The organism is Streptomyces sp. NPDC085524 (assembly GCF_044541755.1).
Classification (GTDB): domain Bacteria; phylum Actinomycetota; class Actinomycetes; order Streptomycetales; family Streptomycetaceae; genus Streptomyces.
In genome coordinates this window covers 176162-200588 of the sequence record NZ_JBITTH010000012.1, presented here as the reverse complement: position 1 = coordinate 200588, position 24427 = coordinate 176162, and the positions used below count along the sequence as shown (strand labels likewise).

The 24427-nt window shown below is 72.6% G+C and carries 26 protein-coding genes; 17 read left to right on the top strand and 9 right to left on the bottom strand.

The features are described from left to right. The first annotated feature begins 104 nt into the window (after nucleotides 1–104). Nucleotides 105–2879 (top strand): AAA family ATPase, encoded by a 2775-nt coding sequence (locus ACIGFK_RS20690; RefSeq protein ID WP_386468077.1) that lies wholly within the window; start codon nucleotides 105–107, stop codon nucleotides 2877–2879. A 42-nt stretch (nucleotides 2880–2921) separates the two neighbouring features. On the opposite strand, the gene ACIGFK_RS20685 is transcribed toward ACIGFK_RS20690, so the two are convergent. After that, on the bottom strand, nucleotides 2922–3332 hold the full coding sequence (locus ACIGFK_RS20685) for a rodlin (protein ID WP_376660066.1): 411 nt from the start codon (nucleotides 3330–3332) through the stop codon (nucleotides 2922–2924). A gap of 152 nt (nucleotides 3333–3484) precedes the next feature. Then, complete coding sequence (locus ACIGFK_RS20680; RefSeq protein WP_376660067.1) at nucleotides 3485–3676, bottom strand: DUF5302 domain-containing protein; 192 nt, start codon at nucleotides 3674–3676, stop codon at nucleotides 3485–3487. 237 nt (nucleotides 3677–3913) lie between these two features. Here ACIGFK_RS20680 and ACIGFK_RS20675 point away from each other — a divergent pair, with 237 nt between their 5' ends. Then, nucleotides 3914–5275: an FAD-dependent oxidoreductase gene (locus ACIGFK_RS20675; protein ID WP_386468079.1), complete on the top strand. Its 1362-nt coding sequence runs from the start codon at nucleotides 3914–3916 to the stop codon at nucleotides 5273–5275. Between the two features lie 150 nt (nucleotides 5276–5425). Here the strand turns inward: ACIGFK_RS20675 and ACIGFK_RS20670 are convergent, their stop codons facing one another. After that, a complete protein-coding gene (locus ACIGFK_RS20670) occupies nucleotides 5426–5938 on the bottom strand; it encodes a DUF664 domain-containing protein (protein WP_376660069.1) in 513 nt (170 codons plus the stop codon). A gap of 68 nt (nucleotides 5939–6006) precedes the next feature. Continuing rightward, entirely contained in the window at nucleotides 6007–7545 is a 1539-nt protein-coding gene (locus ACIGFK_RS20665) for an MFS transporter (RefSeq protein ID WP_386468081.1), read from the bottom strand. Between the two features lie 138 nt (nucleotides 7546–7683). Between ACIGFK_RS20665 and ACIGFK_RS20660 the strand changes: the two genes are divergently transcribed. From ACIGFK_RS20660 to ACIGFK_RS20645, 4 genes are all read left to right on the top strand, one after another. Further along, on the top strand, nucleotides 7684–8127 hold the full coding sequence (locus ACIGFK_RS20660) for a MarR family winged helix-turn-helix transcriptional regulator (protein ID WP_376660071.1): 444 nt from the start codon (nucleotides 7684–7686) through the stop codon (nucleotides 8125–8127). A 16-nt stretch (nucleotides 8128–8143) separates the two neighbouring features. Further along, nucleotides 8144–8515 carry a DUF4180 domain-containing protein gene (locus ACIGFK_RS20655; protein ID WP_376660072.1) on the top strand — a complete coding sequence of 124 codons (372 nt, stop codon included), beginning with the start codon at nucleotides 8144–8146 and terminating at the stop codon, nucleotides 8513–8515. Next, complete coding sequence (locus ACIGFK_RS20650; protein WP_376660073.1) at nucleotides 8512–9090, top strand: HutD family protein; 579 nt, start codon at nucleotides 8512–8514, stop codon at nucleotides 9088–9090. Before ACIGFK_RS20655 ends, ACIGFK_RS20650 begins: the two co-directional genes overlap by 4 nt. 112 nt (nucleotides 9091–9202) lie before the next feature. After that, the gene (locus tag ACIGFK_RS20645) at nucleotides 9203–9868 is read left to right on the top strand and encodes a DUF4360 domain-containing protein (protein WP_376660074.1); all 666 of its coding nucleotides are present in this window, start codon (nucleotides 9203–9205) and stop codon (nucleotides 9866–9868) included. 83 nt (nucleotides 9869–9951) lie between these two features. Here ACIGFK_RS20645 and ACIGFK_RS20640 read toward each other — a convergent pair whose 3' ends face one another. The 3 genes from ACIGFK_RS20640 to ACIGFK_RS20630 all read right to left on the bottom strand — a co-directional run bounded on the left by ACIGFK_RS20640 (nucleotide 9952) and on the right by ACIGFK_RS20630 (nucleotide 13013). Beyond that, complete coding sequence (locus ACIGFK_RS20640) at nucleotides 9952–10995, bottom strand: LacI family DNA-binding transcriptional regulator (RefSeq protein ID WP_400053035.1); 1044 nt, start codon at nucleotides 10993–10995, stop codon at nucleotides 9952–9954. Nucleotides 10996–11125: 130 nt separating this feature from the next. Continuing rightward, complete coding sequence (locus ACIGFK_RS20635) at nucleotides 11126–12547, bottom strand: glycoside hydrolase family 16 protein (protein WP_400053034.1); 1422 nt, start codon at nucleotides 12545–12547, stop codon at nucleotides 11126–11128. Between the two features lie 238 nt (nucleotides 12548–12785). Beyond that, on the bottom strand, nucleotides 12786–13013 hold the full coding sequence (locus ACIGFK_RS20630; protein WP_376656458.1) for a hypothetical protein: 228 nt from the start codon (nucleotides 13011–13013) through the stop codon (nucleotides 12786–12788). Nucleotides 13014–13294: 281 nt separating this feature from the next. On the opposite strand from ACIGFK_RS20630, the gene ACIGFK_RS20625 reads away from it, so the two are divergent. Further along, entirely contained in the window at nucleotides 13295–13564 is a 270-nt protein-coding gene (locus ACIGFK_RS20625; protein WP_376656457.1) for an acyl-CoA carboxylase epsilon subunit, read from the top strand. Nucleotides 13565–13614: 50 nt separating this feature from the next. On the opposite strand, the gene ACIGFK_RS20620 is transcribed toward ACIGFK_RS20625, so the two are convergent. Continuing rightward, nucleotides 13615–15249, bottom strand: coding sequence for an FAD-dependent oxidoreductase (locus ACIGFK_RS20620; RefSeq protein ID WP_376656456.1), 1635 nt, complete (start codon nucleotides 15247–15249; stop codon nucleotides 13615–13617). Between the two features lie 277 nt (nucleotides 15250–15526). Here ACIGFK_RS20620 and ACIGFK_RS20615 point away from each other — a divergent pair, with 277 nt between their 5' ends. The 10 genes from ACIGFK_RS20615 to ACIGFK_RS20570 all read left to right on the top strand — a co-directional run bounded on the left by ACIGFK_RS20615 (nucleotide 15527) and on the right by ACIGFK_RS20570 (nucleotide 23357). Next, the gene (locus tag ACIGFK_RS20615; RefSeq protein WP_400053031.1) at nucleotides 15527–16624 is read left to right on the top strand and encodes a SchA/CurD-like domain-containing protein; all 1098 of its coding nucleotides are present in this window, start codon (nucleotides 15527–15529) and stop codon (nucleotides 16622–16624) included. 85 nt (nucleotides 16625–16709) lie between these two features. Further along, nucleotides 16710–17153: a cupin domain-containing protein gene (locus ACIGFK_RS20610; protein ID WP_376656454.1), complete on the top strand. Its 444-nt coding sequence runs from the start codon at nucleotides 16710–16712 to the stop codon at nucleotides 17151–17153. Further along, a complete protein-coding gene (locus ACIGFK_RS20605; RefSeq protein ID WP_376656453.1) occupies nucleotides 17150–18421 on the top strand; it encodes a beta-ketoacyl-[acyl-carrier-protein] synthase family protein in 1272 nt (423 codons plus the stop codon). The genes ACIGFK_RS20610 and ACIGFK_RS20605 overlap by 4 nt, the downstream gene beginning before the upstream one ends. After that, entirely contained in the window at nucleotides 18418–19659 is a 1242-nt protein-coding gene (locus tag ACIGFK_RS20600; RefSeq protein WP_376656452.1) for a beta-ketoacyl synthase N-terminal-like domain-containing protein, read from the top strand. Before ACIGFK_RS20605 ends, ACIGFK_RS20600 begins: the two co-directional genes overlap by 4 nt. Before the next feature lie 47 nt (nucleotides 19660–19706). After that, the gene (locus ACIGFK_RS20595; RefSeq protein WP_376656451.1) at nucleotides 19707–19961 is read left to right on the top strand and encodes an acyl carrier protein; all 255 of its coding nucleotides are present in this window, start codon (nucleotides 19707–19709) and stop codon (nucleotides 19959–19961) included. Nucleotide 19962: 1 nt separating this feature from the next. Next, a complete protein-coding gene (locus ACIGFK_RS20590; protein WP_376656450.1) occupies nucleotides 19963–20445 on the top strand; it encodes an SRPBCC family protein in 483 nt (160 codons plus the stop codon). A 31-nt stretch (nucleotides 20446–20476) separates the two neighbouring features. Then, a complete protein-coding gene (locus tag ACIGFK_RS20585; RefSeq protein WP_376656449.1) occupies nucleotides 20477–20818 on the top strand; it encodes a TcmI family type II polyketide cyclase in 342 nt (113 codons plus the stop codon). A 190-nt stretch (nucleotides 20819–21008) separates the two neighbouring features. Further along, on the top strand, nucleotides 21009–21641 hold the full coding sequence (locus tag ACIGFK_RS20580) for an NADPH-dependent FMN reductase (RefSeq protein ID WP_376656461.1): 633 nt from the start codon (nucleotides 21009–21011) through the stop codon (nucleotides 21639–21641). A 62-nt stretch (nucleotides 21642–21703) separates the two neighbouring features. After that, nucleotides 21704–22621, top strand: a complete 918-nt coding sequence (locus ACIGFK_RS20575; protein ID WP_376656448.1) for a MurR/RpiR family transcriptional regulator — start codon at nucleotides 21704–21706, stop codon at nucleotides 22619–22621. A gap of 349 nt (nucleotides 22622–22970) precedes the next feature. Next, entirely contained in the window at nucleotides 22971–23357 is a 387-nt protein-coding gene (locus ACIGFK_RS20570; RefSeq protein ID WP_376656447.1) for a hypothetical protein, read from the top strand. A 78-nt stretch (nucleotides 23358–23435) separates the two neighbouring features. Here ACIGFK_RS20570 and ACIGFK_RS20565 read toward each other — a convergent pair whose 3' ends face one another. Beyond that, nucleotides 23436–24260: a serine protease gene (locus ACIGFK_RS20565; RefSeq protein WP_376656446.1), complete on the bottom strand. Its 825-nt coding sequence runs from the start codon at nucleotides 24258–24260 to the stop codon at nucleotides 23436–23438. Between the last annotated feature and the right edge of the window lie 167 nt (nucleotides 24261–24427).

The window sequence follows — 24427 nt, the reverse complement described above, 5'->3', positions numbered from 1 at the left end:
TGATTTCTGCGTCACAATCGGGGCCCGCCCGCCCTGTGACCTCGTATTGTCGCGTCTCACAGGAAGGGCACAGGAGCTGGGGACCGAGAGGCTGGTGGCTGTGCGTGGTGGCGGCGGGGCACCCTGACGCAAGTGTCGGACATGTTGAACTCATCAAGGCGGTCGACCGCGCGCTGACCACGCACGGCCGGGCGCTCGTCACCGGACCCGCCGGCGCGGGCAAGACGGAGCTGGTCCGCGCCGTCGCGGCCGCGGCCGAGGCGCGCCGCGAGACGGTGCTGCGCCTTGCCCCCGAGGCCGCCGACCAGCGGATACCCGAGGCCTCCGCCGCGGCTCTGCTCGCCTCCGTGCCCGGGGCCGGCCTCGAGCAGCTCGCCGGGCCGCAGCGCACCGCCATCGCCCTGCTGTGCCGCGAGGCGGAAGCCCCGCGCGTCGGCCGCGACCACGTCGCCCTGCGCCTCGCCGTCGTCGAGGTGCTGCGGACGCTCGCCGCCCGCCACCCGGTCCTGCTCGTCCTGGACAACGCCCAGTGGATGGACGCCGAGAGCACCGACCTGCTCCGCTTCGCCCTGCGCCTCACGCCGCCCCGCGTACGGGTCCTCGTCGCCGAACGGCCTCAGGACGCCGCCTCCGTCGGCGAACCCCTCTGCGGCCCCGGCACCCCCGCGATCCGGATCCCGCCGCTCGGCGCCGACGAGGTGGCCGAACTCCTGGTCCGCCACGGCCTGCCCGCCCGCCTCGCCGGCCGCATCCACCAGGCCAGCGGCGGCAATCCGCGCCTCGCCCTCGCCCTCGGCCACTCCTTCGCCGAAGCCGCCGGTGCCCGCGACGGCGGCGCGCACCACGCCGACGCCCTGCCCGTCTCCGGACAGGCCCGCGAGGTGGCGCGCAGGCTGCTCGCCGGAGTCCCCGCGGAGGCCCGCCGCACCCTGCTCCTCGCCGCGCTCGCCGCCCGCCCCACCACCGCGCTGCTGCGCCGGGCCGGACGCCCCGACGCGGAGGCGGAGCTGGCCGCGGCGGAACGGGCCGCACTGGTGCGGGTCGGGGAGGACGGCAGCGTGGAGTTCACCGCCGGCGCCCTGCCCACCGCGCTCGCGGCCGACGCGGGCTGGCCCGAACGCGCCGCCGGGCACGCGGCCTTGGCCGACGCCGTGGACGACCCGGTCCAGGCCGTACGTCACCGGGCGCTCGCCGTGGACGCCCCCGACCAGTGGCTCGCCGCCGAGATCACCGAGGCCGCGGACGTCTGCCGCCGCCTCGGCCGGCGGGCCCTCGCGGCCGAACTGGGCCTGCTCGCCGCCGAACGCACCCCGTCCTGCCTGGCCGGTGAGGAACTCGCCCGGCTCGTCACCGCCGCCGAGGACGCGGGCTGGGCCGGCCGGGCCGACCTCGCCCGCCGCGCCACCCGGGCGGTGCTCGCCCGCGACGCCTCGCCCGCCGACCGGGTCCGCTCCAGGCTCGCCGTCATCGACGCCGCCGGGCAGGCCCTGGGCACCCTCGACGAGACCTTCGCGTGCGCCATGGCCGACGCCGCCGGGGACCCCTCGCTCCAGGCCGCGGTCCAGCTGCGCATGGCCTGGAAGCACAACCTCAGCGACGGCGACCCCGTCCGCGCCCGCGACGCCGCGGCCCGGGCCGGGGCCCTCGCCGCGCTCGGCGGCGACCAGGTGGCCGAGGCCATGGCCCTCACGGTGCGGGCCCGCATGGGCCGCATCCTCGGTGACCCGGGCGCCGAGGCGATCCTCGCCGAGGCGCTCGCGCTGCCCGCCCCCGAAGTCCCGCTCGGCATGCGCAACGCACCCCAGTACCTGGCCGTGCGGCACGCCCTCTTCGACGACAGCCTCGACGACGCCCGCCGCCAGCTGATGGTCCTGCTCCCGGCGGTCCAGCGCACGGGCTCCGCCGAGGACGTCTTCGAGGTGCTGCGCAGCCTCACCGAGGTCGAACTGCGCGGCGGCCGCTGCGAGGCCGCCTCCACGCGTGCCCGCCAGGCCCTGGAGCTGACCATAGAGGCGGGCCTCTCGCCCGGCCCCGCCTGGTACCTCGCGGCGATGGCGGAGGCCGCGGGCGGCAGTTTCGCGCGGGCCGCCGGATACGCCCGCCGCGGCATCCAGGCCTCGCACGAGGAGCGGGACCAGGTCTTCCTCTCCCGCAGCCTCCATGCGCTCGGCCTCGTCGAACTGGCCACGGGGGAGGCGGCGAAGGCCGTCGCCACCCTGCGCCGGGTCGAGGAGCTCGAAGCCGCACAGAAGGTGGCCGACCCCTCGATCCTGCGCTGGCACGGGGAGCTCGCCGAGGCGCTGGTCGCCGCCGACGCACCGGCCGAGGCCGCCCGGCTGACCGACCGCGTCCGCACCGTCGCCGTCGGCCTCGGCCGGGGCGGGGTCGTCGCCGCCCTCGACCGGGCGCGCGGTCTGTGCCTGTCCGCGCAGGGGGAGCCCGATGCGGCCGTCCACCTGCTGGAGACCACCGCGCAGCGGTTCGAGGCCCTCGGACTGCCGCTGGAGCGAGGCCGTACGCTCCTGGCCCTCGCCCGGGTCGAGCGGCGGCGCCGACGGCGCGCACCCGCCCGCGCCGCGCTCATGGCGGCGGCGGAGGTGTTCGGCCGGGCCGGGGCCACTCCGTGGGCGGAGCTCGCGAGGGAACCGGCCGTGGGGGAGGGCGTCCGTACGGAATCGGCGGCCCTGGCCCTCACCGAGGCGGAGGCCCGGCTCGCGCTGCTCGTCAGCCAGGGGGCCAGCAACCAGGAGGCCGCGGCGAAGCTGTTCGTCAGCGTCAAGACGGTGGAGGCCCGGCTGACCCGCATCTACCAGAAGCTCGACGTGCGCTCCCGGGCCCAGCTGGCCACCGCCCTGACCAAAAGGAACGCGCCGGCGTAGCGGGTGCTACGCCGGCGCGTGACCGGAGACGGACCGGGAAGGTCAGCTGCCGGCGGAGAGGTTGCCGGACAGGACCGGGATGTTGCTGAGGATGTGCGAGGCCGTCTCGTCGCCCTTGGCCTGGGTGGAGTTCTCGGCGCACTGCTGGTTCTGCGGGTTGGACGCGATCGGGATGTCCTGGACGCCCACGTTGACGAGCGCGAGGATCGACTGGGCGTTGACCTTGGCCGGCAGGCCGACGCAGAGCTTGTTGAGGGAGCCCTGGACCAGGCTCGCCTGCGGGCTCATCGCGCCCTGGGTCTCCTGGTTGCCGTAGATCTGCGCGGAGCCGTTGCCGTTGACGGTGTTGACGCCGTTGTCGTTGCCGATCGCCATCGCCGGGGCGGCTACGGCGGCACCGGCACCCAGGACGGAGGCGGTGACCGCGGCGGTGGCCATGAGCTTCTTGAGCATTTCGGGGATCCTTCTGTCGCACTGTCGCATGAGATAGCTGCCCTCGGCGGGACAGGCTGATCAACTGCTGACGGCGTCAGGGGTTATCCCCCATCACCCGGGTGGCCCATTTGGCACACCGGACCACCCGGCGTGGACTCCTCGCCCCGGGCTCAGCCGGTCTTGCGGCGCACCTTCTTGTTCTTGCCGCCGCCGCCGCTGCTGGCACCCTGGACCTTGGCGCGGTTCTGGTGCGCCTGCTGGGACCGGGCATTGGCGGCGTTGCGGTCCAGGGCCTCCCGGAACTTGCGCTTGGCCGCTTCCGCCGGGGTCTCGTCCGGCGGGGTCTGCGTCTCGTCTGCCATCTGTCCTCCTGGGGTGATCAAGAATTCAGTCTGTCAGCCGGTGCCCCGGGTGACCAGCGAGTTCGGCAGGGAGGGGCCGCCCGACCGGGAGGGGAGCGGGCGCCCCAAAGGGATGCTTGGGCAAGTCATAAGTTTTGTTTATGGGGGTATAGGCCGGCACCGGGTGCTAGGTAAGGCTGCCTTTCGTTTAGGGTTCAGCATGATCCACTGTGCTGTCGCTCGAAGGGAACCATTGCCATGCCTCGCCCTCTGCGAGTAGCAATCGTCGGTGCCGGCCCCGCCGGCATATACGCCGCCGACGCCCTGCTGAAGTCCGAGACCGCTGCCGAACCGGGCGTGTCCATCGACCTCTTCGAGCGGATGCCCGCGCCGTTCGGCCTGATCCGCTACGGGGTCGCGCCGGACCACCCCCGGATCAAGGGCATCATCACGGCCCTGCACCAGGTGCTGGACAAGCCCCAGGTCCGGCTCTTCGGGAACGTCGACTACCCGAACGACATCGGCCTCGACGAGCTCCGGTCCTTCTACGACGCCGTGATCTTCTCCACCGGGGCCACCGCCGACCGCGCGCTCCCCATCCCCGGTGTCGGCCTCGAAGGCTCCTACGGCGCCGCCGACTTCGTCTCCTGGTACGACGGCCACCCCGACGTCCCGCGCACCTGGCCGCTGGAGGCGGAGAAGGTCGCCGTGCTCGGCGTCGGCAACGTCGCCCTCGACGTCGCGCGCATCCTCGCCAAGACGGCCGACGAACTGCTGCCGACCGAGATCCCGGCGAACGTCTACGACGGCCTCAAGGCGAACAAGGCCCTCGAGGTGCACGTCTTCGGCCGCCGCGGTCCGGCCCAGGCCAAGTTCAGCCCGATGGAGCTGCGCGAGCTGGACCACTCGCCGAACATCGAGGTCATCGTCAACCCCGAGGACATCGACTACGACGAGGGCTCGATCGCCGAGCGCCGCAAGAACAAGCAGACCGACATGGTCGCCAAGACCCTGGAGAACTGGGCGATCCGCGACGTCGGCGAGCGCCCGCACAAGCTGTTCCTGCACTTCTTCGAGTCGCCGACCGAGGTGCTCGGCGAGGACGGCAAGGTCGTGGGCCTGCGCACCGAGCGCACCGAGCTCGACGGCACGGGCAACGTCAAGGGCACCGGGCGGTTCACCGACTGGGACGTCCAGTCCGTCTATCGCGCCGTGGGCTACCTCTCCGACGAACTGCCGAAGCTCCCCTGGGACGCCGAGTCGGGCACCGTCCCGGACGAGGGCGGCCGTGTGATGGAGGCCGGCAGCCACCTGCCGTCGACGTACGTGACCGGCTGGATCCGGCGCGGTCCGATCGGCCTGATCGGCCACACGAAGGGCGACGCGAACGAGACCGTCGCCAACCTGCTGGCCGACCACGCGGCGGGCCGGCTGACCGTGCCGGACGCGCCGGAACCGGAGGCCGTCGAGGCCTTCCTCGCCGAGCGCAGCGTCCGCTACACGACCTGGGACGGCTGGTACAAGCTGGACGCCGCCGAGAAGGCGCTGGGCGAGCCGCAGGGCCGTGAGCGCGTGAAGATCGTCGAGCGTGAGGGCATGCTCGACGCGAGCGGCGCGTAACGCCGCGGAGGGCCGGTGCTCGTGGGCGGTTTCTACCGGCCCTCGCGCGCGTGGCGGGGTCCGGTGATCCGGCACGGCGCCGCTGCCGGCGGCTCCGCCCCCCGCGCCCCGCGCCTCGAGCGCCGGAGGGGCTGGATTCTCGTCCACGGCTCAGCCGCGGCGCTCCAGCAGGCCCCGTACGAAGGCCGCCTGGCCCGCGTGCTGCCAGTCGTCGCCCAGCACGCTCACCAGGCGGACGCCGAGGGTGACCGGCGGGTCCCAGCGCTCGTCCACCACCCGCTCCAGGTCGGCGGCGGCGAGGCCGCGGACGAACCGCAGGGTCTGTTCGTGCACCGCGTCGTAGTACCCGAGGAGCAGCTCGGGCGAGTCGACCCGGACCGCGGCGACCTGGCGGGCGGTGTGCCCGTACCCGGTGGAGCCGGCGGGCAGCGGCAGCGCGAACCGGTCCTGCCAGCCCTGGGACCGCCAGACCTGCTCCAGCTCCGCCGCGTCCGCGATGTGGTCGTCCTGGATCCGGGTCAGGTGCCAGACCAGCCAGGTGATCGAGTTCGCGGCCGGGTCGACCTGGGCGTTCAGCGACTGCGCCGGGAGCCCGTCCACGACCTCGTGGACGAGCTCCCGGATGCGTCCGAACCCGTCGGTGATGACCTCCGTAGCCTTCATGCACCCACCATGCGGGGCCGGGCGGCCGACCCGCCGCGCGCGACACGCGGGGGGCCGGACGGAGCTGCTCAGGCGGTCGCGTCGGCCTTCTCGGCCTTCTCGGCCTTCCCGGGGTTCGCCGTGACCGCGGCCCCGGCCTCGGCGGGCGCCGGGACCGACGCGGTCGCCACCGTGCCGTGGCCGCCGCGCAGGCCCAGCCAGCCGATCACCGCGACCAGGGCGAAGGCCACGGCCCCGATCCCGAAGGTGAGGGTGAAACCGGACTCCGCGGGCAGCGGGGGCACGCCGGCGGGCAGGTGCTCGATGGTCTTCGAGGCGAGGATCGTGGTGACGATCGCGCTGCCGATGGCGCTGCCCGTCGAGCGGGAGATCGAGTTGATGCCGTTGGCGATGCCGCTCTGGTGGTGCGGGACGCTCGACATGATCACGGCGGGCATGGCCGCGTAGCCGAAGCTCACGGCCGCGCCCACGACGAGACCGGCGCCGATGACCGAGGCGGTGTGGTCGTGGTCGAGCGCCAGCCAGGCGAACCCGGCGGCGCCGAGCGCGGCGGCCAGGCCCAGCGCCACGCGCGGACCGCGGTGGCGGACCAGCTGGCCGCCGAGCGGGGAGGCGAGCAGCGAGACGATCGCGCCGGGCAGCAGGAACTCGACGGACGCGCGCAGGATCGAGGCGCCGAAGCCGTAGCCGGTGAGGGCCTCGGGCATCTGGACGAGGTAGGAGACGCCCAGGAAGTTCGCGAACATGCCGAAGCCGACGAGGATGCCGGCCAGGTTGGCCATCAGCACCGGGCGGTGGATGAACATCCGCATGTCGACCAGCGGCTCGCGGACCTTCAGCTCGGTCAGCACCCAGACGGCGGCCATGACGGCGGCGCCGGCGAAGCTGCCCAGCGTGCGGCCGGAGGTCCAGCCCCAGTCGTGGCCCTGGGAGATCGGCAGCAGGAGCAGCAGCAGCGTGATGCCGAGGGTCAGGGCGCCGAGGAAGTCGGTGCGCCCGCCGGTCTTGTGGCGGGTCGCGGGGACCAGGAAGACCACGGCCAGCAGGGCGAGGACCGCGAAGCCGCTCGCCATCCAGAAGGCGTTGCGGTAGTCGGCGCCGGAGCCGGAGGTGAGCAGGCCCGTGGCCACCAGCGCGAGACCGCTGCCGAACGCGAGCGTGCCGCTGACCAGAGCCATCGCACCCGGCAGCTTCTGCGGCCGGACCTCTTCGCGCAGCACGGACAGCGCCAGCGGGAAGATCGCGGTGGCGGCGCCCTGGAGCACCCGGCCCAGGATCAGCAGCGGCAGCGAGGAGGCCAGCGCGGCGATCACGGAACCGGCGACCATCACGCCGAGCACCGCCACCAGGGTCGGCTTCTTGCCGTGCTGGTCGCCGAAGCGGCCCAGCAGCGGGGTGAAGACGGCCGCAGAGAGCAGGGTCGCGGTGGTGACCCAGCTCACGCCGGCGGTCGAGGCGCCGAGGTCGGCGCGGATGAGGCCCAGGATCGGGATCGGCAGGGTCTGCATCATCGAGACGACCATGGCGGCCAGGCTCAGGGCGAAGACGATGACCGTCTCGTTCCTGTGCCCGGTGGCCGGGGCGGCAGTGGTGGAGGGGGTGCTCATGGCGGGCAGGTCCTTCTCGGGAGCTTCAGGGTGCAGATGTTTGATGTCTTCAAGTAACTCGACAGAAGGTAGACCTCAATAGTTCAGGTGGTCAAGTAAACAATTGATAATGTGAAGCAATCTGAGTACGCTCCAGGCATGAGCGACACCGCCGCCCCGCACGCCCCCGCCAAGCTCCAGCTGCTGGAACTGCTCGCCGCCATCGGCACCGCCCAGTGGCGCGATTTCGCGGCCGCCGCCGCCCGCTACGGCCTCACCTCCACCCAGGCCCGGGTCCTCGCCCAGCTCGACGGCCCCGTGCCGATGCGCGGCCTGGCCGCCCTGCTGGTCTGCGACGCGTCGAACGTGACCGGCATCGTCGACCGCCTGGAGGCCCGCGAGCTGGTGCGCCGCGAGCCGGCCCCGACCGACCGCCGCGTGAAGAACGTGGTGGCCACCGACGCGGGCCGGGAGATCATCCGGCGCGTACGGGAGGAGATGCAGGCGACGCACGGCGCGCTGGACACCCTCGACGAGAACGAGAGCGCCACCCTCTACGCCCTGCTGGAACGGCTGCGGCCCACCATGGAGAAGCACGCCTGAAGTAGCCTCGGCTCCCATGAGTACTCTGCGGACGATCAACGACGTACCGGTGCTGGTGTGCGAGGCCGAGGGCGAGCCCATCGCGGGTGAGCGCGAGGCCCTGGACCACATCGGGAACGCGGGATACCAGGGCGCCGAGTGGGTGGTGGTCCCCGCCGGGCGCTTCGACGAATCGTTCTTCCGGCTGGACACCCGGGTTGCCGGCGCGATCATCCAGAAGTTCGTCCAGTACCGCGTGGGGATCATCGTCCTGGGCGACATCTCCCGGCACACCGAGGCCAGTTCGGCGCTGCGCGACTTCGTCCGCGAGTGCAACCGCGGCACCCAGACCTGGTTCGTCGCCGACGACGACGAGCTGCGCGAGCGGCTGGCCGGGGCGAGGGCGTGAGGAGCGGCGCCCGGATCCGGACCCTGCGGGCGGCCGGCCGGCCCGCCGCCGTCTGGAAGAACGGCGGGGGAGTCACCCGGGAGATCGCCGTCTTCCCCGAGGGGGCCGGCATGGACGACTTCGTCTGGCGGGCGAGCCTCGCCGAGGTCGCCGAGGACGGTCCCTTCTCGGCCTTCCCCGGGATCGACCGCACCCTCACCCTCGCCGAAGGCGCGGGGATGGACCTCATGGTCGGGGGCCAACGGCGCCTCGTGGACGAGCGGTTCGCGCCGCAGGACTTCCCCGGGGACGAGCCGACGGACTGCCGGCTCCTGGCGGGCCCCGTCGTCAACCTCAACGTGATGCACCGCCGGGGCGCCGTCGAGGCGGCGACCGCCGTCGTGCGCGGCCGGCTCTCACGCGCCGTCGTGTCGGACGAGACCCTGCTGGCGGTCGCCCTGGAGGGGGGCGCCACCGTCCAGGTGGGGCGTGCCCCGGCCCTCGTCCTGGCCCCGTACGACGCGGTCCTGGTGACGGGCGACTTCCTCGACTACCTCGACGTCTCCGGGCACGCGGCGCTGGTCTGCTTCCGCTAGGGGCCGCAGGGGGTGACGCGCGGTCGCCCCCTGCGGCCATAGAGGTGAGAGCGGGCCGTTCCTCGACCGCGCCGAGCCTCCCCGGCCGCCGCGGAGCGCTATCCATGTCGACGTGATCAAGTCGCTCCGTACCGGATTCACCGCAGCCGCCGTGACCGCAGCTCTCGTCACGCTCAGCCCTGCGGCCGGGGCCTCCGCCCCGTCCCCCGCCACTCTGGCCCCCTCCGACAAGGTGACCGTGGACGTCGCCACCGTGAACGGATCGGGCTGCCGGCCGGGCAGCGCCACCGTCGCCGTGGCGCCCGACAACTCGGCCTTCACCGTCACCTACAGCGAGTACGTGGCCCAGGCCGGCGGGGGCATCTCCGCCGTCGAAGGCCGCAAGAACTGCCTCCTGTCGCTGATCGTGCACGTCCCGCAGGGCTTCACCTACGCCGTGGCCCAGGTCGACTACCGGGGCTTCGGCAGCCTCCAGCCGGGCGCGGTCGGCACGCAGAAGGCCAGCTACTACTTCCAGGGCATGAGCCAGACCGCCCAGCGCAGCCACAAGTTCGCGGGCGCGCTCGACGACAACTGGCAGGCGACCGACACCACGGGCATCGAGGCCCTGGTCTTCGCGCCCTGCGGGGAACAGCGCAACTTCAACATCAACACCGAACTGCGCGCCGAGGTGGGCACCTCCGACCCGTCGAAGATCAGCTTCATGGCCCTCGACTCGACGGACGGCAGCATCAACAGCAAGTACCACTTCTCCTGGAAGCAGTGCCCGAAGCGCTGACCCGGAGCCCCACGGGCCAGGGCCCGTCGTCGAACTCCCGTCTGTCCGCCCTCCGGGCGACGACGGGAGTTCGACGACAGCCCCTACGCGGACGCGCGCCGCACCAGGGAGGTGGCGGTGACCACCGATCTGGGTGCTGCGTGCTCCCCGGGCTCCCCGCCCAGCGTCTCCAGCAGCATCCGCGCCATCAGGCGCCCCATACCCTCGATGTCCTGACGCACCGTCGTCAGCGGCGGGTCGGAGCTCTCCGCCACCGGTTCGGCGTCGTCGAAGCCGACCACCGCCACCCGCGCCGGAACCTCCAGGCCGCGCTCCCTCAGCACCCGCAGCGCGCCCGTCGCCATGAGGTCGTTCGCGGCGAACACCGCATCGACGTCCGGGCAGCGGTCCAGCAGCCCGGCCATCGCGCGCGCCCCGCCCACCACGGTGAAGTCGCCCTCGGCGACCAGCGCGGGGTCGGCGGCCGGCAGCACGTCCCGGTAGCCGCTGAGCCGGTCGGCGGCCGAGGTCTGGTCGAGCGGGCCGGCGATGTGCGCGATGCGCCGTCGCCCCTGCGCGACCAGGTGCCGTACGGCCTCCCGCGCGCCCCCGCGGTTGTCCGCGTCCACGTACGACACCTCCTCGGCCCCCGCGCAGCCCCCGGTCCAGCCGGGCCTGCCGCCGTAGACCGTGGGCATGCCGATCCGGCGGGTGATCCCGGGCAGCGGGTCGTCGGTGTGCAGGGAGAAGGCGAGGGCCCCGTCGACGTGCCCGCCCGCCAGGTAGCGCTCGATCCGCTCGTAGTCGCCCCGGTCCTCCACCAGCAGCAGCACCAGCTGCGTGTCCTGCGCGGTCAGTTCCTTCGCGATGCCGCGCACCTGCCGGGAGAAGAAGGGGTCGGAGAAGATCCGGGTCTCCGGCTCGGCGATGATCACGGCCACGGCGCCGGTGCGCCGGGTGACCAGCGTGCGGGCCGCGGGGTTGGGCACGTAGCCCAGGTCCCGTACGGCTGCGCGCACCTTGTCCACCAGGTGCGGGCGGACCCCGTCGCCGCCGTTGACCACGCGGGAGACGGTCGCCCGGGACACCCCGGCGTGCATCGCCACCGCCTCCAGGGTGGGCCGGCTGCCGGGACGGTGTTCGGGCATCGGCGCTCCTCCTGGGTGTCCGCGGGCGGTCGCCTCGCCGGGCAGCAGGTTAGCCCGTACCGCCGGAAGGCCGGGGGCGCTCCGGGCGGTACGGGCAGTCCGTGCTCCGGACCTGTCCGGTCCGGGCCGGTCAGTGGCCGAAGTCGAACCAGTTGACGTTCACGTAGTCGGCGCCCTGGCCGCTCGTGAAGGTCAGGTAGACGTCGTGCGTGCCGGTGACGCCGTCGATGTTCGCCGGTACCGTCCGCCAGCTCTGCCAGCCGCCGGTGTTCGCCACGGAGAAACTGCCCACCGGGGCGCTCGTACGGCTGTCCAGCCGGACCTCGACGAGCCCGCTGACCCCGCCGGCCGCGCCGGAGGCGACCCGCCCGTAGAACTGCCGGGCAGCCGTGGACCCGAAGTCGACGCCCCGGTACACGGCCCAGTCGCCGTTGCCGAGGGCGCTGATGTTCTGGCCGCCTCCGGTGTCCGAGGTGGTCTCCCTGCCCACTCCCGCCTGGTCGTCGTAGGACTCGGCCTGGATGGCCGCGTACGCGTCACGGTGGCCCGCAGGAGGGGTGGTGGGCGGCGGGGTCGTGGGCGGGGGCGTCGTGGGCGACGTGCCCGTCGACCGCAGCACGGAGACGTAGTCGACCACCATGGGGTGGCCGGGCTCGGTGCCGGCGTCGGGTCCGCCGCCGAAGGCGTCGGGGAACCCGCCGCCCATCGCGACGTTCAGGATGACGAAGTAGCCGTGGTTCGTGGCGTTGGTCCAGGTGGCCGCGTCCACCTGGTTCGCCCGCACGGTGTGGAAGTTCACCCCGTCGACGTAGAAGCGCATCTCCTCGACGGCCGTGGACCTGTCCCACTCCACGGCGTACGTGTGGAACCCGCCCTGGCAGCTGGTGCCCGGGCAGACGCGCTGGCCGCCGATGCCGGAGGTCTCGTTGCACGGCCCGCCCGGGCTCGTGCCGCAGTGCATGGTCGCCCAGACGTTGTTGATGCCCTGGACGTTCTCCAGGATGTCGAGCTCGCCGATGCCCGGCCAGTTCCACCAGTTCCCGCGGTACGGGGCCCCGAGCATCCAGAAGGCCGGCCAGTAGCCCTTGGCCGCCGGGCCCGTGACGTTCGGCATCTGTATGCGGGCCTCCGTGCGCAGCTTGCCGCCCGGCGCCGGCGCGAAGTCGGACCGGCGGGTCTCGACGCGCCCGGAGGTCCAGTTGCCCGCGGCGTCCCTCCTCGGGGTGATCCGCAGGTTGCCCGTCCCGTCGAGGGAGACGTTGGCGGGGTCGGCGGTCATGGTCTCGATCTCGCCGGTGCCGAAGGCGGCGGGGCCGCCGGGGTAGCTCGTCCCGGTGGTGTACTGCCAGTCGGCGGTGTTCACGCCGGAGCCGGCGGGCCCGTCGAACTCGTCCAGGAAGACCTGTGACCAGCCGGCCGGGGTGGGGGGAGCCGCGGCGCCGGCCGGCAGGGTGGCGGCGGCCGCGGCGGCCACGACCACCGCGACCGTGCCGAGTGCGGCTAAGACCGATCGCCGGACGGGCGGTCGTTTCCTGCGGGGTGTCTCACGCATGGGTGCCCTCTCTGAAGCGCCGTGCGACGCGGTGCGGGGGGAAGAGCCAGGGGAGTTCGCCGTTCGGAGCCGCTGTGAAAGCCCTGTGAGAGCGCTCTCAAGCGTGCGCCGCTGGACACTGTGCTCCCCACCCGTTCGGGCGTCAAGAGATGGAACCGCGAAAGGGCCTGCGCGGGCGGAGCGGTTCATTGGCCGAACGCTCGGCCCTCACCCGTCAGGCCCAATCCACACGAAGACTTCAGTAGGCCGGGCCGAGGACCTCCTGCGCGCCCGGGAGTTCGTGGACGGAGGCCGCCGTCCCCGTGAGCGGCAGCAGGGAGGAGAGCGGGCACGCCACGGGCATCTCGTGGTCCACCTCCCAGTCCCCGACCGCTCCCCGGCCGCCGCGGTTCGCGCGGTCGGTGGTGCAGACGGCGTACAGCTGGCCGGCGCAGCCCCGGCAGAACAGGAGCTGGTGGCCGCTCACGGCGCCCCCGCAGGCATTGCGGCCGGCGCACCTGCCGGAGCGGGGGCCGGACGGCGGAGCCCGTTGCCCCGAGTGCCGGGCAGGCCGTGCGCTTGTAGCGTCGGTCGCGTCAGGAGTCCCGGTGAACCGACAGGACTCCGCAGGCCGGTTCGCACCCGCGGAACACGTCCCGCCGGCGCACCGAGCCGCACGTGTGCAGCCCGCGCCGGCGCCGAGCCGGTCCGCCCCTCGCGACCCGACGACCGGGCGCACGCGCAGCCCCCGTGAGAGAGGCCGTGCCGATGACGAACGACGCCCCGATAGCGCCGAGCACCCCGATCGCCCAGGAGGCGAGCTTCCTCCGCATCGAGAAGGGCTCCGCCGGGCCCGAGGAACTGGCCGCGATCGCCCTCGTGGTCGCCTGCTGCGCGCGGCGGACCTCCGGCGACGCCGCGGGCGCCGCCGGCCGGGACCGGGCCGGGAACGCGGGGAGAGGTGCCGGGCACCGCCCGGGCCACCGACCCGCCCGCACGAACACCGGCTGCTGGGCAGGCTGCTGGGCCTGCCGCTGAACCCCGCCCGCCGGCCGCGCGCACGGCCGGCGGGAGGGAGAGCGAGGTGGTCACGCCCGGCGCAGCACCGTCGAGAGGGCGCCCCGCAGCGCCGCCCGGGGATCCGGCACGGCGCCCTCCGAGCGCCACGCCACGAACCCGTCCGGCCGTACGAGCACGGCGCCCTCGGCGCTCATCCCGTGCGCCTCCGCCCAGTCGGCGCCGCCCTGCGGGACCAGGTCCGCTCCGGGCCCGGAGCCGATGGCGTAGGCGTCCAGCCGCACCGACAGGTCCCGGGCCACCTGTTCGGCCGCTTCCCGCCAGGGCGTGCCCGCGCCGCTGAGGAGCACGAACGAGCGCTCGTACAGGTCCAGCGAGGAGAGGCGTTCGCCTCCCCTGGACAGCCACATGTGCGGGGCCCGGGTGCCGGTGTCGCCCTTCAGCCGCAGGGCGTCCGGGATGATCGGCCGGCCCGGGTCGCCGCCGACGACGGCCCCCTGCGGGTAGCAGTAGCCCATCGCCGTGGTGAGCACCCCGCTGCCCGGCCCGCCGCCCATCGTGGGCGGCGGCGCGTACCCCGGGTGGCTGTGCTCCGCCGAACGGGCCGAGGCGCGCTCGCTCGTGGCCCTGGCCACCGGCAGCCGCTCGGCCTCGTACGTGTCGAGCAGCTCCGTGCCGGCAGAGCCGTCCAGCACCGCCGCGATCTTCCACGCCAGGTTGTGCGCGTCCTGGATGCCGGTGTTGGAGCCGAACGCACCCGTGGGGGACATCTCGTGGGCCGCGTCGCCCGCGAGGAACACCCGGCCGACGGAATACTGCTCCGCCACCCGTTCGGCCGCGTGCCACGGAGCCTTTCCGCCGATCACCACGTCGAGGTCGGGCACGCCGATCGCCGCCCGGATCTGCTCCACGCACCTTTCGTCGGTGAAGTCCTCCAGTGTCTCGCCGTCCTCCGGGTGCCAGGGGGCGTGGAAGACCCACTGGGTGCCGTTGTCCACCGGCAGCAGCGCCCCGTCGGCGCCCGGACGCATCAAGTAGCAGACGATGAACCGCAGATCGCCCAGCACCTCGGGGAGCCGCCGCGAGCGGAAGGTCACGCTCACGTTGTGGAACAGCTCGCCGTTGCCCGTCTGGGGGATGCGCAGCGCCTCCCGCACGGGGCTGCGGGGGCCGTCCGCGGCGATCAGGAAGTCCGCGCGCACGGTGGTGTGCTCGCCGGTCTCCCGGTCCTTCACCACGGCGCTCACCCCCGTCGCGTCCTGGTCGAAGCTCATCAGCTCGGTGGAGAAGCGGATGTCACCGCACATCGCCCCGCTCTGCGCGGCCAGCACCGGCTCGATGTTGTTCTGGCTGCACAGGCACCAGCCGGTCGGGCTGAACCTGCTCAGCTGGCCGGAGGGATCGATCTCCTTGATCAGCCAGTTGTGCTGCTCGCTGTCGATCAGCGAGGTGGCCTGCAGAATGCCCTGGTTGCCCTCCAGTACGGACGCCGCCCGGCGGATCGCGGGCTCCGCGCCTGCCGTTCGGAACAGCTCCATCGTCCGGGCGTTGATGCCTCTCCCGCGCGGGTGCAGTGACGTACCGGAGTGCTTCTCGACCAGCAGGTGACGCACCCCGTGGCGGCTCAGGAAAAGCGACGTGGACAGGCCCACGAGGGAGCCGCCCACGACGAGAACCGGTACGCGAACATCGGCTTTGTCTTCCATCAGCTGCGGGCTCCTGTTTTCTGTGTGGGGGAGTGGAGTCTTTATGCCACCGATCGAAGACCAGGCCCGGTTGATTCGCCGGTTGTCACCCGCTTGATCCGGACATGTAGCGGTACGCCCCCACCCGGACGACGATGAGCGACAGCGGCGCCCCCGACAGACGCGCCCGGCCTGCCGTTCCCCACCGAGGCGGCCGGCGGCCCGGGTGGACGCCACCGGTGACGGACGAGGGGTCCGTACGCGATGGATCTCCACCCCCTCATGAAGGAGTGAGTAGATGACAACCACCTTGTCCGAACGGGTGTCGCAGTCAGCCTTCGACGGCTCCATGCTCCGGGTCGTCCTGCTGATGGACCTCCATGAGGGCCGCCAGCAGGAGTTCTTCGAGGCGTACGAGCGACTCCGCCACGACATCGCGTCGGTCCCGGGACACATCAGCGACCAGCTGTGCCAGTCCTTCGAGAACCCCTCCCAATGGCTCATCACCAGCGAGTGGGAGAGCGCCCCCCAGTACCTCGCCTGGGTCAACAGCGAGCACCACGCCGAACAGGTGAAGCCGCTGGGAGCCTGCGCCCGCGCGATGCGCCCGCTCAAGTTCACCGTCCTGCGCGAGACCGGCCGCGGCTACGACCAGGCCTCCCGCCCGGCCGGGGCCCGCCTCCAGCCCGGGCCCCGGCTCGGCGCCGGCATCGTGCGCCACGCCCTGACCTTCACGGTCAAGCCGGGCAGCGAGAAGGAGGTCGCCTCGATCCTCTCCAGCTACGCCTCCCCGACGGCCCGCGTCGACGCCCACACCCGCCTGTGCCGCACCTCGCTCTTCATGCACGGCAACCGGGTCGTACGCACGGTGGAGGTCCAGGGCGACCTGATGACGGCCCTGCGGCACGTCTCCGAACAGCCCGAGGTGCGCGCCGTCGAGGAGGCCATCAACCCCTACCTCGAAGTGGACCGGGACCTCGGCGACCCCGAGTCAGCCCGCATGTTCTTCATGCGCGCGGCCGTCCCCGCGGTCCACCACATCGCCGCCCAGGGGCCCGACTCCGCCGACGTGACCCGCCACGCGCTCTTCTACCCGGCCAAGCCCGGCTGCGGAGCCGCGCTCGCCGAGTTCCTGGCCAAGCAGGACGAGGCCGCCGCGCACGTCCCCGCGAACCCCATTCGGAGCAGCAGCATCTTCCAGCGCGACGACATCGTCGTCCGGCTGATCGACGTGAACGGCCCGTTCGACGAGCAGCAGGTGGCCGCCGTCGGCGCCGCGGACCCGCGCAAGGCGGCCGTACTGGACCGCCTGATGGACGAACCCGGCGGGCGCTCCCGCCCGGCGCGGCACACCATGAAGCTGATCACCGACCGCCGGGCCCCGGCCGAGTCCTGACCCCCGGTCCCGACACCCGGGACCCTCCCGCACCCGACCCGACATCCCCGTTCCAGGCACCCCCACACGCCAGGAGGAACCCGCCATGACCAGACAGCGCCCACGCATCGTGGACCTCGGCGAGACGCCGCCCAACCGCCGCCGCGGAGGCGACCTGAGGGCCGTGCTGACCCCGACCTCGGTGGGCTCCACCAGCGGATTCATGGGCATGGCGATCATGGCGCCCGGCGAGTCCATCGCCGAGCACTACCACCCGTACTCCGAGGAGTTCGTGTACGTGGTCGCCGGCCGGCTCGAGGTGGACCTCGACGGCGAGGCCCATCCGCTGCGCACCGACCAGGGCCTGCTCGTCCCGCTCAACGTGCGCCACCGGTTCCGCAACATCGGCGACACCGAGGCCCGCATGGTCTTCCACCTCGGCCCGCTCGCCCCGCGCCCGGAGCTCGGCCACGTCGACACCGAGGAGGCCCCGCACCCGGAGGGCACGGCCTGGGAGCAGCCTCCGGACCGCACAGGAGTGGTCTCGTGACCCGCCGCCGGGTGGCGGTGACCGGGGTCGGCGTCGTCGCCCCCGGCGGAATCGGGGTCGAGGCCTTCTGGGACCTGCTGTCCAACGGCCGTACGGCGACCCGGGGCATCACCCTCTTCGACCCGGAGGGGTTCCGCTCCCGGATAGCCGCCGAGGTCGACTTCGACCCCGCAGCGCACGGCCTCACCGACGAGGACGCGGCGCGGGCGGACCGGTACATCCAGTTCGCCCTGGTCGCGGCCCGCGAGGCCCTGAAGGACTCCGGACTCGAGCTCACCGCGGACGACGCCTGGCGGACCGGGGTCTCCCTCGGCACCGCCGTCGGCGGCACCACCCGCCTGGAGCACGACTACGTGGCCGTGAGCCAGTCCGGCGCCTGGTGGGACGTCGACCACAAGCTCGCCGGGCCCCACCTGCACCGGGCGTTCACGCCCGCCACCCTCGCCTCCGCCGTCGCGGAGGAGACCGGGGCGCGAGGCCCGGTGCAGACCGTGTCCACGGGATGCACCTCCGGACTCGACGCCATCGGGTACGCCGTGCACTCCATCGCGGAGGGCCGGATGGACGTCTGCATCGCGGGCGCCTCCGACTCACCCATATCGCCGATCACCGTGGCCTGCTTCGACGCCATCAAGGCGACCTCGCCGAACAACGACGACCCGGCCCACGCCTCCCGCCCGTTCGACGCGGACCGGGACGGGTTCGTCCTCGGCGAGGGCGGCGCGGTCCTCGTGCTCGAAGAGATGGAACACGCCCGCGCCCGCGGTGCGACCGTCTACTGCGAGATCGGCGGCTACGCCACCTTCGGCAACGCCCACCACATGACCGGGCTGACCGCCGAGGGCCTGGAGATGGCCAGGGCCATCGAGACCGCCCTGGCCCAGGCCCGGGTCGGGGCCGAGGAGATCGACTACGTCAACGCGCACGGCTCCGGCACCAAGCAGAACGACCGCCACGAAACGGCGGCGGTCAAACGGGTCCTGGGCGACCACGCGTACAAGACGCCGATGACCTCCATCAAATCCATGGTGGGCCACTCCCTCGGCGCCATCGGCGCGATCGAACTCGCCGCCTGCGTCCTCGCGATGAACCACCAGGTGGTCCCGCCGACCGCCAACTACGAGACGCCCGACCCCGAGTGCGACCTGGACTACGTCCCCCGCACCGCCCGCGCCCGCACCCTGCGCAACGTCCTGTCCGTCGGCAGCGGCTTCGGCGGATTCCAGTCCGCCGTCGTCATGTCCCGGCCGAAGGAAGAGGTGTCATGACCCGCAGCCGTACGGTCATCACGGGCATCGGGGTCGTCGCGCCCAACGGCATCGGCGCCGATGCCTTCTGGAAGGCGACCCAGTCCGGCACCAGCGTGCTGGACCGGGTCACCAGGGCCGGGTGCGAGCACCTGCCGCTGCGCGTGGCCGGCGAGGTCCGGGGCTTCGACCCCGGCACCCTCGTCGAGGACCGCTTCCTCGTCCAGACCGACCGCTTCACCCACCACGCGCTCGCCGCGGCCGACCTCGCCCTGGAGGACGCCCGGCTCGGCCGCGCCGACTACGAGGGCGACCCCTTCTCCATCGGGGTCGTCACCGCGGCCGGCTCCGGCGGCGGCGAGTTCGGACAGCGCGAACTGCAGCACCTCTGGGAGCAGGGGCCGCGCTACGTGGGCCCGTACCAGTCCATCGCCTGGTTCTACGCCGCGAGCACCGGCCAGATCTCCATCCGGCGGGGCCTCAAGGGCCCCTGCGGGGTCGTGGCCAGCGACGAGGCGGGCGGACTGGACGCCTTCGCCCACGCCGCCCGGGCCATCCGTCAGGGCAGCCGGGCCATGCTGGTCGGAGCCACCGAGGCACCGCTCGCGCCGTACTCCATCGTCTGCCAGCTGCAGTACGAGGGACTGAGCACCGGGGACGACCCCGAGCGGGCCTACCGGCCGTTCACCGCCAAGGCCTGCGGGTACGTCCCCGCAGAGGGCGGTGCGATGTTCGTCGTCGAGGACGAGGAGGCCGCCCGGCGCCGCGGAGCCACCGCACGCGCCGTGCTCGCCGGCCACGCCGCGACCTTCACCGGCACCCTGCGGCCGGAGGAGTCCGGCGAGGGCCTCGCCCACGCGATCCGCGGGGCGCTGCGCGAGGCCGGCTGCGCCCCCGAGGAGATCGACGTCGTCTTCGCCGACGCGCTCGGCACCCCGCAGGCCGACGCCGCCGAGGCCGCGGCCATCACCGCCGCCCTCGGCGGACACGGACGCAAGGTGCCGGTCACGGCGCCCAAGTCCGGTACGGGAAGGGCCTACTGCGCGGCGCCCGCCCTCGACACGGCCGCCGCGGCCCTGGCGCTGGAGCACGGCGTGGTCCCGCCGACCCCGAACGTCTTCGACGTGTGCCACGACCTCGACGTGGTGACCGGCAGCGCCCGCCCCGCGCAGCTGCGCACCGCGCTCGTGCTCAGCCGGGGCCGGATGGGCTCGAACTCCGCGCTCGTCCTCCGCAAGGGTCCCTCGGCGTCCCAGTGATCCGGAGGGACTCGTGCAGTCCCCTTCCAGGAAGAGAGAAAGCGACCATGTCCGACCGACTGACCCTGGAGGAGCTGGCGGCCCTGATGAAGACCGCCGGCATCACCGTCGACCCCTCCGAGATGGCGAACCGTCCGGATTCCGCCTTCGACGACTTCGGCCTCGACTCGCTGGGCCTGCTCGGCATCGTCGGCGAGCTGGAGAACCGGCGCGGACGGGCGCTGCCCACGGACGCCGACCGCTGCAAGACCCCCGGGGAATTCCTCGACCTCGTCAACAACAGCCTGATGACTGGAGCATGAGATGGCAGGACACACCGAGAACGAGATCCACGTCGACGCGCCCGTCGACCTCGTGTGGGAGGTGACCAACGACCTTCCGAACTGGCCGAAGCTGTTCAGCGAGTACGCCTCCCTCGACATCCTCGAACAGGAGGGGGACACCACCCGCTTCCGGCTCACCATGCACCCCGACGAGAACGGCACGGTGTGGAGCTGGGTCTCGGAGCGGACCGTCGACCGCAAGGGCCTCCAGGTCAAGGCGCGGCGCGTGGAGACCGGCCCGTTCGCCCACATGGACATCCACTGGCAGTACTCCGAAGTCCCGGGCGGCGGCACGCGGATGAAGTGGACCCAGGACTTCGCGATGAAGCCGACGGCCCCGGTCGACGACGCGTGGATGACCGACAACATCAACAAGAACTCCAAGATCCAGATGGCGCTGATCCGCGACAAGATCGAGCAGCGAGAGCGCGAGAGCCGCGACGCCGTCAGCAGCCGCCGGTAGGAACGAGCAGGAACGAAAGGCGCACACCCGGATGCACAGCAAGCACCGCGCTCTCATCGTCGCCCGCATGGCGCCGGGGTCGGCCCCCGACATCGCCGGGCTGTTCGCGGACTCGGACGCCGGTGAACTCCCGCACCTCGTCGGGGTCACCCACCGCAGCCTGTTCCAGTTCGGCGACGTGTACCTCCACCTGATCGAGTCGGACCGGCCCCCCGGCCCGGCCATCGCGAAGGTCACCGAACACCCCGAGTTCCGGCAGCTCAGCGACCGGCTCACCGCGTACGTCAGTGCGCACGACCCGGAGACCTGGCGCAGTCCGAAGGACGCGATGGCCCACGAGTTCTACCGCTGGGAGAACCCCCGCGCCACGTGACCCGGCGGCCCGGACGGGACCCGCACACCCGCGTGTGCGGGTCCCGCCGCGCGTGCCCCACCGCCCCGCAGCAAGACCGGAAGACCAGGAGACGGCGATGACCCCGAACGGCAGCGGCAACGACCACGGCAGGGACCACTTCCCGGCGGATCCCGCCCGTCCGCACGACGGTGACCACGGCCGGGGCTCGCTGCGCGTGCTCGTCCTGTCCGGGTCCTCCCGCGCCGGCTCGGTCAACGCGCGCCTCGCGGCGCTCGTGGCCGCCCGGATCGGCCGGACCGGGGCGGTCGCCGAACCCGCCACGCTCGGCGACTTCCCCATGCCGCCCTACGACGGCGACGCGGAGGCCGACGAGGGGCTGCCGCCGGGCGCGCTGGCCCTTTGCGCGCGGATCGAGGCCGCGCAGGCGCTGGTCATCGCCTCCCCGGAGTACAACGCCTCCGTGCCGGGCGTACTGAAGAACGCCATCGACTGGGTCTCCCGCTACCGCCCGCAGCCCTTCAAGGACAAGCAGGCCCTGCTGGTGTCGGCCTCGCCCTCGATGGTCGGCGGCAACCGCGGGCTGTGGGCCCTGCGGGTACCGCTGGAGCACCTCGGCGCCCGCGTGTACCCCGACATGTTCAGCCTCGCGGGTGCCCACCACGCCTTCGAGGACGACGGCTCCCTCGCCGACCTGGGGCTCGCCGAGCGGCTCGGCGCCACCATCGACTCCTTCCTCGACCTCGTCGAGGCGGACACCCGCTACCTGTGCCTCCAGCGCCGCTGGTACGAGTTCCTCGGCGACCGCACGGACGCCCCGGTGACCTCGAGGGCCCAGGATTGATCTTCGTGCAGCGGCCGGTGAGCTATGTTTGAGCGCGAGTGTGGTGAGAAGGAGGCCCTCCCGTGTCATCGGGGCAGCAGGCACGCGCGCAGGCGGCGGCGATCAAGCCGAGCGGCCGTTCGTCCGAGGAGGTCCGCCCCCCGGCCGACCGGGTCCTCGCGCTCTTCGACGGCCGCAGGCTGTCCCCGGGCCAGCGCCGCATCGCGCAGTACCTGATCGACCACCTCACCGAGGCCGCGTTCCTCTCCATCACCGAGCTCGCCGAACGGGTGGGGGTCAGCCAGCCGTCGGTGACCCGCTTCGCGGTCTCCCTCGGCTTCAGCGGCTACCCGGCCCTGCGCGACGTGCTCCAGCCGATCGCGCTGAGCGCGGTCGCGGGGGCCCCCGACCTCCGCGAGCAGATCCGCCGCAACGAGCTGCAGGCGGCCGTCGACGCCGAGATCGACAACCTGGAGAACGTGCGCCGGCTGCTCGCCGACACCAACCAGGTGCTCGACATCGGCCGCGATCTGGCGGCCTCGGTGCCCCTGACCGTCCTCGGCCTGAGGATCTCCGTCTCCCTGGCGGAGTACTTCGCGTACGCGGCCCGGCGCATCCACCCCGACGTACGCCTGGTGACCCGCGGCGGCAGCGTCGCCTTCGACGCCCTGCTCCAGTCCAGGGAGGCCGGCGGGACGTGGGTGCTGGCCTTCGCCATGCCCCGGCACGCCAAGGAGACCCTGGCGGCCCTCCGGTCCGCCCGCAGCACGGGGCTGCGCGTCGTGCTGATCACGGACCCCACGGTGGGGCCGATGGTGGACGAGGCGGACGTGGTGCTCACCGCAGGCACCGGCTCGCGCCTGGTGTTCGACTCCTATGCGGCCCCGGGAATGCTCTCGGCGGCCCTCCTGCAGTCGATGGCGGACGCCGATCCCGAGCGCACCCAGGCCCGGCTCGAGCAGTACGAGCACGCGGCGGAGCAGCACCACTTCTTTCTGTAGGGCCGTCGCCGGTCTGCCGGAACCCCGCATTCAGCCCGTCCGAAACGGCTTGGACCTGGACATATTCATGTCTGGCGGTGCATGAAATTTTTCATACTCTTGCTTACTCGACGGTATATATGTTTACTGACGACGGCGCTCCGGATCTACCACGATGCCAAGGAGGACTCTCCCCAGGTCCTCCTGAACGGGCAGCCGGCACGACGAACCTCCTCACGTCGGGCCGGGTGCCGAGTCCAGGCTTTCGGATCCCGCAGAGCGCCCATGGCGGCCTCGGTCAACCCCTGGACCGAGGCCGCCCCCAAGCAACGTCTCGATCAGAGTTCGACACCACTCGGAAGTGACGAGAATGCCCCAGACCGCGACCCTCACGCGCAGCCCGGACTGGCCCATGCAGGTCAAGGCCCCCGGGACCCACGACTGGGAACGCAGCGCCACGCGCTGGCTGCGCGACCTGCTCCCCGCCCGCTACGGCAGCTATCTGACCCTGACCCGCCATCACGCGCTCCTGGCCCGGCACGTACAGCTCCAGTTGCAGCACGAGATGCGCGCGGTGCGCGTGGCCATGCAGACGAGCAGGGCCGAACTGCCGATGATGGGCATGGCCGAGTCGGTCATAGAGAACACGATCCGGATGTACGCCGTGGAGCTCGAGCAGCTGGGCCGCCTCGCCCGCGGTGCCCGGCTCGTCAGCGACGCGCTCCTCGTCGGAACCCCTGCCCAGCGCAGGCGCTGAGACCGGTCCCCCCGCCCCGCGCCCGGTCATGGGGCATTTCGGGCGGGGCGGGGAGACCAGCGGCCGGGCGGAGGGCCGCTACGGCTTCGGCAGCGTGCAGCCGGGGCGGTTCAGGTCGATCACGTTCTTCGGGCCTATGCAGGGGACGATGATGTACGTCTCCTGGGCGTAGTTGATGCCCTGGCGGACCGTCACGTTGCCGTTCTGGTCCACCTCGCACGGGTTGTTCACGGTGCAGCTCGCGCCGTCCTCGTTGCCCGTGTTGTTGACGGCGACGACCTTGCCCGTCGTCCTGTCGATCACCGGGGAGCCGGACGTGCCGCCGATGGTGTTGCAGGACGAGGTGTAGCGGACCGAGTCCTTCCAGGTCCAGTCGCCCTCCTTGAGGCGGTAGACGAAGCCGTCGACGTCGCAGTTGTAGATCCGCTTCCAGTACCCGGACACCACGCTGATCGGCGAACCCTGCACCGGGTGCGCGTCGTTCAGGGTGAGCGGGCTGATGCCGTACTGGCTCTGGATCTGGGCGTACGTCTTGGTCAGCTGGTAGATCGAGATGTCCGTGTCGGTCATCGTCGCGTACGAGATCTTGCTCGCGCGGAGCGTGGCGACCTTGGAGCCGGCCGAGTTGAGCAGCGAGAAGGAGCGGCTGGAACGCTGGTCCTTGACGACCTCGCCGGCCGCGGGGAAGCCGGTCTCCAGGCAGTGCCCGTTGGACAGGACGAGCGCGGGGTCGTTCGGCTGAGAGCCGGGGGCGCGGACGACGGAGCCGGAACAGTTGCTGAGCGCGACGGTGCCCGCGAAGTCGACCGCGACGGCGGTCTCCCCGGGTGCGGCCACGGCCGGTGCGGCGGCGGCTCCGATCAGGAGCAGGGTGAGTGACGCGCCGACGAGAGGCTTCTTCATGTGGGGGTTCCCCTCTGAGGACAAGAACGCGACCGAAGATCCTTCGGTTGTCATGCGCATTGTTGAGATCCCCGGCCCAACCCGCAAGACCGCGTGGTGAGTTGGACGCCCGGGGCGGGGGAGGGCCCCGGGGTGCTGCCGGAGCCCGGAGATCTCGTCCCCGCAGG